This window comes from Limosilactobacillus sp., assembly GCF_051873035.1.
Lineage (GTDB): Bacteria > Bacillota > Bacilli > Lactobacillales > Lactobacillaceae > Limosilactobacillus.
This window is the reverse complement of the sequence record NZ_JBJEEL010000028.1, coordinates 1-11,726: the sequence shown is the minus strand read 5'-3', so window position 1 is coordinate 11,726 and position 11,726 is coordinate 1. Positions and strand designations below refer to the sequence as shown.

Annotated in this window: 7 protein-coding genes; 2 read left to right on the top strand and 5 right to left on the bottom strand. The window is 46.6% G+C overall.

Translation table 11 applies throughout. The features are described from left to right. Window positions 1-240: 240 nt before the first annotated feature. The 5 genes from ACI31H_RS02835 to ACI31H_RS02815 form a co-directional block, all read right to left on the bottom strand. Window positions 241-2,448, bottom strand: a complete 2,208-nt coding sequence (locus ACI31H_RS02835) for a glycoside hydrolase family 3 C-terminal domain-containing protein (protein WP_439770485.1) — start codon at window positions 2,446-2,448, stop codon at window positions 241-243. 57 nt (window positions 2,449-2,505) lie between these two features. Next, window positions 2,506-3,981, bottom strand: coding sequence for a glycoside hydrolase family 1 protein (locus ACI31H_RS02830; RefSeq protein ID WP_439770484.1), 1,476 nt, complete (start codon window positions 3,979-3,981; stop codon window positions 2,506-2,508). 2 nt (window positions 3,982-3,983) lie between these two features. Continuing rightward, complete coding sequence (locus ACI31H_RS02825) at window positions 3,984-5,459, bottom strand: glycoside hydrolase family 1 protein (protein ID WP_439770483.1); 1,476 nt, start codon at window positions 5,457-5,459, stop codon at window positions 3,984-3,986. A 14-nt stretch (window positions 5,460-5,473) separates the two neighbouring features. Beyond that, window positions 5,474-6,373: an ROK family protein gene (locus tag ACI31H_RS02820; RefSeq protein ID WP_439770482.1), complete on the bottom strand. Its 900-nt coding sequence runs from the start codon at window positions 6,371-6,373 to the stop codon at window positions 5,474-5,476. A 79-nt stretch (window positions 6,374-6,452) separates the two neighbouring features. Then, window positions 6,453-7,844, bottom strand: coding sequence for an MFS transporter (locus ACI31H_RS02815; RefSeq protein ID WP_439770481.1), 1,392 nt, complete (start codon window positions 7,842-7,844; stop codon window positions 6,453-6,455). A 280-nt stretch (window positions 7,845-8,124) separates the two neighbouring features. On the opposite strand from ACI31H_RS02815, the gene yicI reads away from it, so the two are divergent. Beyond that, window positions 8,125-10,413, top strand: coding sequence for an alpha-xylosidase (gene yicI, locus ACI31H_RS02810; protein WP_439770480.1), 2,289 nt, complete (start codon window positions 8,125-8,127; stop codon window positions 10,411-10,413). 502 nt (window positions 10,414-10,915) lie between these two features. Then, window positions 10,916-11,701: an ROK family protein gene (locus tag ACI31H_RS02805; protein ID WP_439770479.1), complete on the top strand. Its 786-nt coding sequence runs from the start codon at window positions 10,916-10,918 to the stop codon at window positions 11,699-11,701. Window positions 11,702-11,726: the final 25 nt, after the last annotated feature.

The following is an 11,726-nucleotide window of genomic DNA, read 5'->3' as shown; positions in this document are numbered from 1 at the left end:
CGTGCACTCGCTCTGCTCGCGCACTCAACTAGGTCTAAAGACATTAATAAAAGGCCTGTAGGATTCGGCAAAGCGAATGCTACAGGCCTTTTATTGTCCCCTATTTTGCGTTTTCCCGTGTTTTCGTGTCATTTAATCAATAATTAATCGCAACCTTTATCAAAATCAACAGGCCTCAAGGATTCGAAAAAGCAGAATCCTTGAGGCCTGTTAGTCAATATAAACAAGTATCTCTAGTATCTAATTTAGTAGCTTAAAGAAGGCCTTACGTACCTCTTCATCAACCCCCATGGCCGATAGTGAGCGAAGTGGAATGTTAGCCGAAATTGCAACCCACTGCTCATCCTTCATCATTGGTGCCAAGAGCTCGTATAGTCCGGAATCCTTCATTGCCTTTTGAACATGGGGATCCTGGTTAGCCCAAAGATCACCAACATAAGTATTACCGGTAACGGCACTGGTAGGGTTAACACCAATCGTTAGGTTAAAGTTAGTCGATAGACGAATATCACGAGATGAGGAACCAACCATGATCTCATATTCACCATTGTCGGCCGCCCACTGTTGCTTATCGACATTGTAGTAAGCAAAGGCTCGCCGAGGAAGTGTCAACGTAACCTCCTGGCTTTCTCCTGGTTTAAGCGCCACCTTAGTAAAATCACGGAGTTCTTTAACTGGCATCTCAACCCGACTAACGTGGTTGGCAACGTAAAGCTGGGCCACTTCTTTGCCGGCGACCTTACCAGTATTGGCTAACCGGAAACTAACTTTAACGGTATCCTTACCTTCCCGTACCGCCAGGTCACTGTATTCAAATGTGGTGTAGCTCAGGCCATGACCAAATGGGAAGCGCACCGGCATCTCGTGGAGATCATAGTAACGGTAGCCAACAAAAATTCCTTCATGGTAATCTTCCTCATCGTGGTCCTTACCAAAGGTGCCGTAAGTCGGGTTATCTTGCAAACGAAGTGGGAAACTTTCGGATAATTTACCGGATGGGTTGACCTTACCACTCAGAATATCCCAGGTGGCCTCACCAACCGCCTCACCGGCAAGGTAGGTTTCGACAATTGCTGATACTTGGTCCGCCCAAGGCATTTCCAGAACTGAACCATTTTCCAAAACAACCGTGACGTGTGAATTAACCGCCGCCACCTGAGCCAAAAGCTCATTTTGGTTTTGTGGTAAGGAAATTGTATCCTTATCTAGGCCTTCCGTCTCCATCTTTTCAGGGAAACCGGCAAAGAAAATAACCTGATCACTACTTTTAGCCAGTTGTAAGGCGTCAGCAGTTAATTTTTCATTTGGCCGTTCCTCTTCCAAGGAATACCCTTGAGCATATTTAGCACTAGCCGGTGCCGCTTCAAGTGGGGTAACTACATGGTGAGCATTAACGTGGGAACTGCCGCCCCCCTCAAACCGGGGCTTAGCAGCTAACTCCCCAATGATTGCTAATGACTGTCCACTAGCTAATGGTAGTTGGTTACCATCATTTTTCAAAAGGACAATGCTATCATCCGCCATTTGACGAGCAAATTCGTGCTGTTCTTCCTTATTATATGGAGCCGCTTCGGTAACCTTTTTCCCCCACTTTTCAACCATCTTTAATACCCGGAGGGCGGACCGGTTCAGCGTTGATTCTTGTAAACGCCCCTCCTTAACGGCCGTAACAATTTCATCAACTGATTCTTGACCCTTACCAGGCATTTCCAAATCCAGACCAGCCTTGAGCGCGGCAATATGGTCAGCAACGGCTCCCCAATCGGACATGACTAACCCTTCAAAGCCCCATTCATTCCGGAGAATATCGGTTAGTAGCCGTTGGTTTTGCGAATTAAGGGTCCCGTTTAAGCGGTTATATGAACACATTAACGTTGCTGAGTGCGCCTTTTTAACAATTCGTTCAAACTGGGCCAAATAAATTTCACGGAGGGCCCGCTCGTCAACGTTTGAGGACGAAGTAAAGCGTTGGTTTTCCCGATTATTAGTCGCAAAGTGCTTAACACTAACACCGACGCCCTGATCTTGAACACCCTTAACGTAGGCAACGCCCATCCGCCCGGCTAATAATGGATCTTCAGAGAAATATTCAAAGTTCCGCCCGGCCAATGGACTACGTTTAATGTTGACACCGGGGCCAAGCAAAACACCCAGGTGCTCAGCATTGGCGGCAATTCCCAGGTGGGTACCGAGCTTGTAGAGCATATCGTCATCAAAAGAACTAGCCGTTAGGGCCGAAGAGGGGAAGCAAACCGCATCAACCGAATTATTGATATCTGCCGGGGAAGCATCAATATCTTGCTTACGCAGTCCAGAAGGGCCATCAGACATCATCATCCGTTCCACATCGGGCACCCTAGCAGTAAACCAGAAATCCTTACCAGGCACCAATGCCGCCCGTTCTTCTAACGTTAGTCCTTCGACAAAATCGAGATTAATTTTCACCATAGTAGTCCATTCCTTTCTAAATCAATTAACTGTTTGCCTAAAACCGGGAAAGAGGCCCTATTCAAGGTCAGTACCGTTGCTTGCGATCACCTTCTGGTACCAGTAGAATGAATCCTTCGGTGTCCGCTTCAGGCTTCCGTGGCCCGCATCGTCTAAGTCGACGTACACAAAGCCATAACGCTTACTCATTTGCGAGGTAGAGAAGGAAACCAGGTCAATCGGTGCCCAAGTCAGGTAACCCATTAGGTCAACCCCATCTTCCACCGCTTCTTTCATTTGCTCAATGTGTGCCCGCAGGTAATCAATCCGGTACGTGTCATGAATCTTACCATCAGCACTAAACTTATCATAAGTTCCCAGACCATTTTCTACAACAAATAAAGGTACCCGGTAACGGTCCCACAAAGTATTTAAAGCAACGCGCAGGCCTTGGGGATCAATCTGCCAGCCCCAAGGAGTCTGCTTCAAATACTTATTTCTCACCGCATATTGATTACCGGTCGCTTCTGCCGTGACATCATGACTAGATTTAGCGGCCGTAGCGCTTGACATATAATAGCTAATGCTCAAGTAATCAACCGGATATTTCTTCAACAGCTTCTGGTCACCGGCCAGCATTTTAATCACAATGTGGTGTTCAGCAAAGTATCGGTTCATATATTCCGGATATTCGCCCCGGACCTGAACATCCGTAAAGAACAGGTTCAAACGGTCCACCTTTTGCGCCATAATAACGTCTGCTGGATTACACGTCGCCGGGTAGGTCTGCATCCGGGCCAGCATGCACCCCATTTTAGCCCCCGGAATAATGGCATGAAGTTGTTTGGTGGCCAAGGCACTAGCTACAAATTGGTGGTGTAGCGCCTGGTAACGTAACTGTAGTTTTTCATCAGTCGTGGCTAGACCGTCCTCTAAGGCCCCCGTAGCGTGAAAGCCGGTCGTTCCCGTGTTGATTTCATTAAAGGTCATCCAGTACTTTACCTTATTTCGATACCGCTTAAAGACGGTTTCCGTATACCGGGTAAAGTCTGCAATTGCTTTCCGACTCGCCCAGCCATTGTACTTCAAGGTTAAGCCGATTGGCATTTCATAGTGCGAAAGGGTGACCACCGGTTCAATCCCGTACTTATGCATTTCGTCAAAGACCCGGTCATAAAACGCCAACCCCTTTTCATTAGGCGTCAACTCATCACCATTGGGAAAGATCCGTGACCAAGCAATTGAGATCCGAAAGGCCTTAAAGCCCATTTCCGCCAGTAACTTAATATCTTCCGGATAACGGTGGTAGAAGTCATTACCATGCCGTTTAGGATAGTCGCTTTCCGAGTCACTATTGATGGCCTCTTCAATACTTTCCCGCGTCGCCTCATCTAAGGTTGAGTGTGTCTCCCCCTCTTTGGCGCCGCGGATGCACTCAGCACCGGAAAGTTTCTTACCATCAATATTCCAGGCACCTTCGATTTGACTGGCGGCAGTTGCTCCGCCCCATAAGAAACCATTTTTAAAACTGCGTGGGTAATCTGTTGCGTACATTGTTACTGCTCCTCCTCTAATTTCTCACCATTTGTTTGAATAACGTTTTGATACCAATAAAACGAGTCCTTACGAATCCGGCGGTATGATCCCTGCCCCTTATCATCAAGGTCAACGTACACCAACCCATAGCGCTTCGTCATCTCAGAAGTTGAAAAAGAGACTAGGTCAATCGGCGACCACATCAAGTAGCCCAGCAAGTCAACACCGTCTTTAATGGCCTCTTTCGCCTGTACCAGGTGATCTCGTAGGTAGGCAATTCGATAATCATCGTGGACTTGCCCATTGGTCGTCAGTTGGTCAACCGCCCCGAGGCCGTTTTCCACAATAAATAGGGGAACCCGGTACCGGTCCCAAAACTCATTCAAGGTAACCCGCAATCCCCGCGGGTCGATTAGCCAGCCCCAAGGTGTGCCGGTTAAATAGGGGTTATTGAAGCCGCGCGCCATATTGACAGTAATTTTCTGATCACTCGCCAGCGGCCGACTATTAGAAACCCGCGATGTATAGTAACTAAAACTCAGGTAGTCAGCATGATACTTTTTTAATAACTCCTGGTCACCCGCGGCCATCTTAATGTGGATGTGGTGATCAGCAAAGTAGCGGTTCATATATTCCGGATATTCACCCCGGACCTGGACATCGGGGTAAAAAAGGTTTAACTGATCCTCCTTTTGTGCTAAAAGGACGTCTGCCGGATTGGGACTCGCCGGATAGGTTTGGTCGCGGCCAACCATACAGCCCATTTTGGCCTGCGGGTTTAACTCCCGTAACTGCTTAGTAGCAATTGCCCCCGCCACAAACTGGTGGTGAAGGGCCTGGTAACGTAATTGAAGCTGCTCTGCCGGGGTTAGATCTTTATCGATTGCCCCGGTTGCGTGAAAGCCGGTCGTTCCCGTATTAATCTCGTTAAAGGTCAGCCAGTACTTCACCTGATCGGCGTAACGACTTAAGACGGTTTGAGTATAACGTTTGGCCGCCGCCACGATCCGTCGGTCAGCCCACCCGTTATACTTAACGGTCAAGGCTGCCGGCGTATCATAGTGAAATAAGGTTACCACCGGCTCAATCCCGTAATGGCGCAGTTCGGCCAAAACCCGGTCATAAAATCGCAGGCCTTGTTCGTTGGGCACCTGGTCATCACCGTGGGGGAAAATTCGTGACCAGGCAATTGATAGGCGGTAAGCCTTAAAGCCCATTTCAGCCATTAACTTAATATCCGTGCGGTAGTGATGGTAAAAATCATTCCCGTGACGCTTGGGATACCGGTTGGTCGCCTGGTCGGCCATCGCTGCCTTTAATTCCTTTAACGTCACGTTATCTTGGGTGGCATTATGCTGACCACCACCGACGATGCATTCCGCACCTGATAAACCTTTCCCCTCAATATTCCAGGCCCCTTCAATCTGGCTAGCGGCACTAGCTCCGCCCCACATAAAGTTTGCCGGAAAAGTACGGGGGTAATCCGTTGCATACATACAATCTTCCCCTTTCAAAGCTCATTATTAACTTTGAGCAAAAGGTTATAAACGCCGCCGTATAGGTTCGCGTTATTTTCAAAATAGGCCTTCATAATTGTGGGCCGCCGAATATCGGCCAAATCTACTCTTTCAACGAGCTTTTCATATTCTTCCCGAATAGTGTCGGCCACAATTGGCTGGGCACTAATCCCGCCACCAATAACGTAGCGATCAAGGTCAACCACTGCTTGGATACTCAAGATCAGGTTGGCAATCCGCCAACAATACTTTTTAAAGACCTTGTAAGCATATTTATCACGGTGGTTAATTCTTTCAAAAACCGCTAAGCCATCATTAATATTGGCGATATTATAGTGCTTGGCAATTTTATTGATCATCAGGACCGCTGAGCCCACTACCCCATACTTCTCTTTACCGTTTTTAAATGGAATAAAACTCAGTTCACCAGCCTGATAATGCATTCCGCGGTACAACTTGCCATCAATAATGATGCCGCCACCGACACCGGTACCGAGGACAATGGCCGCGCAATTCTTAATATTATGAAGGTTACCCAACCACAATTCTGCCAGTGCCGCGGCTTTACCATCATTTTCCACCGCCACGATTAATTGATCATCAACTTCTTGGTGGACGTGTTGAATCAGGTTAAGGCCATCAAGGTAGGGAAGTGCACCCCCAACTTTAATTTCCCCAGTCACGGGAATAACGGTGCCGGGGATACTGAAGGCCACTCCCCGAATCTGCCCTAAGTACTTATTAATAATCTGGTCGATTACCTCTAAAAAGGGCCCCCGTCCTTCATCGGGAGTAGCCAATCGGGCATGGTAGGTTAGGTTACCCGCCCGGTCAAGGAGGCCATATTTAATATCAGTTCCCCCTACATCAATACTGAGATAGTTTTTACGCATTGTTTCTTCTCCGTTCTATACAGAAAAGGCGCCGGAAAAAGCAAGAAGTTTTTCCCAGCTCCCTTTTCTAACTTCACTCTTACTTGTTTTCAGCATTTTCACGCGCATGCTTTGCACGTAAGTCCGCCTGCATCTTGCCTTCAAAGGAATCAACCTTATAGAAGATCAACGCAATTGCGGAAAGGGCAAAGCCAACCATTGGTACCCAAACATAGTTAATCATAATTGCATTTAGTGAAGATGCGGTTTGAACGTGGTTAGCAACGTAACCACCCATACTCAGAATCCAACCGGTGACCGCACCACCGATCCCCATTCCGAACTTAGCAGAGAAGCTTGAGAATGAAGTAACAATTCCTTCGGCCCGCACACCGTTCTTCCATTCACCATAGTCAACGGCATCGGCCAACATAACGGCAATTAGGCCGGATACCAAACCGGTACCTAAGTTAACAATAATGTTAGCGGCAATAATAACTGGTACACTAGCCGTTTTGGCACCAATCCACATTACAAACTGACCAATAATCGCAATCAGCATCCCGGAAAGCATCGTATTCCGCTTCCCGAATTTCTTTGAACACCATGGCGTAATTGCAACGGTAATCAAAGCAAACAGTTGCAGGCCCAGCATGATTGAAGTTAACCAAGCAGCGTTCATGTTGTACTTGAAGAAGTAAACCGTAACCTGGTTCCGGGTTTGCATCCCCATCCAGTAAATAAAGTTGATGAAGATGATCACTGCCCACGGCCAGTTGTGCTTCAAAGCCTTTAAGGACGTCTTAATTGGTAATGCTTGTTTGGATTCCTTCGTTTGAATCCGTTCACGAGTATTAGCAAAGGCGTTCAGCAAAAGTACACAGCCGATAATAGCTAAAATAATACTGGTAATGAAGAACCCTTTTTGTTCGTTGCCATGACCAAAAGCATTAACCATTGGTAGTGCCAAAACAGAAACCAGGGTCCCACCAGCGGTCCCAAAGAATTGCCGAATGGTACTTAAGGTAACCCGTTCGTTTGGATTATTAGTTAGGTTAGGCAAAATCGAAGTAATTGGGATATTAACTGATGAGTACAAAACATCTACACCAATGTAAGTAACGTAGGCCCAGATGATCTTTCCTTCTAGGCTAATGTGCGGAGTAGAAAATACCAGTACACAGAAAATAGAGTATGGAATCGCGAACCATAACCAGTACGGCCGTGACTTCCCCCACCGGGTATGAGTATGATCAATCATAATCCCCCAGAAGGGTCCGTCTACCGCGTCAACTAACCGGGCAACCAGGAACAGTGTCCCAACGGCCGCGGCCGAAATACCAAATGCATCCGTGTAGAAAAACATTAAGAAATTAGAAATTAAACCAAATGATAAGTTGCAGGCGAAGTCAGTTGCAGCGTAACTGACCCGTTCTGGCCAATGAACCAGATTCGGCATCTTAATCTGTGGTTTCTCTGAAGCCTTATCCATAAGTAGCACCTCGATAAATAATTCCAAGACAAGGAACAACTAAGACAATCCCGGGTTTGTTGTCTTTCCAAACAAATACAGTGTAGATCCATCCCAATCATTTTGCAAGCGTTTACAAGAAATAAATAAATAATTTCAATTATCATTTTTCCCTACATTTAATGATCAAATGTATAAAATTTTAAAGATTTTCAGTCATTGACAGCGCTTACTTGTCGATATACAATCGAGGCGTATTGAAGATTGTTTATATTCTAGACAAACAAACAGGAGGCACAATATGAAATTTACTAACGGCCTATGGCTGACTAAAGAAAATTTTGATATTAATTCTCCGGCGCAAGTATATGACTACAACGTCAGTGCTGACCGTAAGAAGGCAGAAGTATTTGTTCCTTACCACCCTGCTGATCGTCGTGATCAGACGACTGACATTGGGGCAACGACGATTGATTTTACTTCACCGCTAAAGAACGTTTTAGGCGTAAAACTGACCCATTTTGCTCATTTCCCGCTTAAACCTAGTTTCCACATCAATGACCAACACTTGGCGATGGAGACCGAGGTAGTGGAAGATGACCACTTTACCCTTAAGTCCGGTGACCTCTCTGTTACTATTCCGCTTGGCAAAAATCCCTTTAAGATGCAATTTAAGGGTGGGGACAAGGTCCTCACCGCTTCTGAACCAGGGATGCAAGCCGAGATTACGGATCGTGACACTGGTAAGCACTACATGCGGGAAGCATTGGATCTCGATGTTGGTGAAAATGTTTATGGCCTTGGTGAACGCTTTACCCACTTTGTTAAGAATGGGCAAAACGTTGAAATTGTAAACAAGGATGGCGGAACTGGTAGCCAGCAGACCTATAAGAACATCCCCTTCTACATCACCAATCGTGGTTACGGTGTCTTTGTTGACGAACCGGAAACAGTTTCATTTGAAGTAGCTTCTGAATATAACGATAAAGTCCAGTTTAGTGTCGAGGGGCAAAGTATCCAGTACTACATCATCTATGGCCCAACCCCTAAAGACGTTTTGGTAAATTACACAAACCTAACTGGTAAACCGGGACTGCCACCGGCTTGGTCATTTGGCCTGTGGCTGACCACCTCCTTCACGACGGACTATAGTGAAAAGACCGTCCTTAACATTATCGATAAGATGAAGGAAAACGATGTTCCGTTGGATGTCTTCCACTTTGACTGCTTCTGGATGAAGGGCTTTGAATGGACCAGCTTTGAATGGGATAAAAAGATGTTCCCAGATCCAAAAGGACTAATTAAAAAGATCCACGACCGGGGAATTAAGGTTTGTGTATGGCTCAATCCCTACATTAGTCAAAAGTCACGATTATTTATGGAGGCCCGCGATAAGGGCTACCTTATTAAACAGCCGGATGGGAATCCATGGCAATGGGACCGCTGGCAAGCTGGTAATGCCTTCGTTGACTTCACCAACCCCACCGCTGTTAAGTGGTACCAGGGTTACCTTAAGGACCTTCTTCACATGGGCGTAGATGCCTTTAAGACTGACTTTGGTGAACGGATTCCGGTTAAGAATGCAGTCTACTATAACGGTGCTGATCCAAAGCGGATGCACAACTACTACACCTTCCTTTACAACCAGACTGTCTACAATGCCATTAAGGAAGTTAAGGGTGAAAAAGAGGCTGTTGTCTTTGCCCGGTCGGCTACGGTCGGTACCCAACAATTCCCTGTTAACTGGGGTGGTGACAGTGATTCTCGCTACACCTCAATGGCTGCTTCCTTGCGGGGTGGACTTTCCTTTATGAGCTCCGGCTTTGGCTTCTGGAGTCACGATATTGGTGGCTTTAACGACCACTGCCCAACTGACTTGTATAAGCGGTGGACCCAATTCGGTTTACTGTCAACCCACAGCCGCTACCATGGTAGTTCTGAATACCGTGTTCCATGGCACTATGGGGACGAAGCCGTTGCCGTTTCCCGGAAGTTCGTTAAGAACAAGCTTGCACTAATGCCATACTTATTTGAACAAGCGGTTGAAACCCACGAAAAGGGCTACCCGATGATGCGGCCGATGTTTGTTGAATTTCCTAGTGACGAAACCGCCGCCCCACTTGGCACTCAGTATATGCTAGGTTCGCAATTACTGGTTGCCCCAATCTTCAACGACCGGAGCGAAGGTAAGTACTACCTTCCAGCCGGCAAGTGGACCAATATCTTAACAAATAAGTCATACGACGTTGTTAACGGTCAATGGTTCCAGGAAAAGTTTGATTACATGACCCTCCCACTTTTGGCACGGCAAAATGCAATCCTTCTTGAAGAACCCAACGCCGAACACGCTAAGTATGATTACCTCGCTGCTTCTGAACTTCACGTTTACCAACCAACGGCCGGTAAACACTCCCAGCCACTAGTTGACGAAGAAGGTAATCACCAGGGTGAGATTACAATCACTGTTAAAGACAATCAATTGACTGTCGATGTCAGTGCCCTCAAGAAGTTACCGACCCTGTATGTTCACGTTAACGATGAAGTTAAGCAATTTAAGCTAACGACTGCTCAACAAACTGTTCAGCTATAGTAAATTAGTTCTAGTCGATTTCATCGACAATAGCTTGATAAGGCCTGAAACTAAAGTAGAGGGGGAATGGGAGTGTGACAGAAGTCGGTTACGACTTCGTCTTCACACCCCCGCGAGCACAAATAGGGGTCCAGAGTTCGGCTTTGCCGGGCTCTGGGCCCCATTTGTGTACCGCGCTGTTCACTTTTGATCTATACAGAGGGATTTATGTCACGTCCCCACTCACCCTTTCACATTTTGTACATAAGGAAGGAAAAGTCATGAGTTATTTAACCAACCACCGCCCGACCCGACGCACTAACTTGAACGTCGTCAAACAACAATTATTCAATCACCAAGCAATCTCGCGGGCCGAAATTGCTCGTGATACTGGCCTTCACCGGTCGACAATTTCATCATTGTTCAATGAATTGGATTCCCAGGGGCTGGTTTACCATCTCGGTCGGGGAGAATCAACCGAAAGTGGCGGCCGTAAGACACCTTTAACGGCCAGTATGGTTATGTGGCCTGCTTTAACATCACCTACGCCCACCTCTATGCCATGTTTCTCTACGTCAATGGTCAAGAAATCGGCTTTAAACGTTTTGATATTCAGGGTCAGGAAATCATTACTGTCATGGAAACGATCAATCAACAACTCCAAAGGGCCGCTAACCGATACGATATAGCGCACGGCCTGTTAGGGATTAGTATTTCCATCCACGCAATCGTTAACCACAACCAAATTATCCACTCGCCCTATTATCCGATCAGCGGCATTGACCTTCAAAAATATTATACTAACCACTATCATGTCCCGGTCATTATCGGAAATGAGGCCAACCTTGCCGCTATTTATGAACGTGACTATACACAAAAGGTCGGCCCCAGTAACTTTGTTGTCTTGAGTATCCACCGGGGCCCCGGAATCGGGGTAATTGCCAACCATCACTTATTCAACGGCTTTCAGGGCAAAACCGGCGAATTAGGGAGCGTGAAGGTTCCCAATTCAACAGGACAATTACAAGAAGTGGGTGACTACTTATCCGTTGACTATCTACAGCGTGCAATTACCGCAGCAGCTGGTATCGACTATCACACTGACTATGCCACCTTGAAGAAGGTCGTCGCCATGGGAAAGCCCAAGGTCACCCACGTTATTGACACCTACGCTAAGCTGCTGGGACAGGTCTTATTTAACTTACAAATGCTTTACGGACCAGAAGAAATTTTTATCAATTCACCGTTGATTGAAACCCTGCCTTCTTTAATTAGTCAGCTGAAACTTGAAAGTATGAAGACAGACTGATCCCTTGGTATCACAGGGCATATTT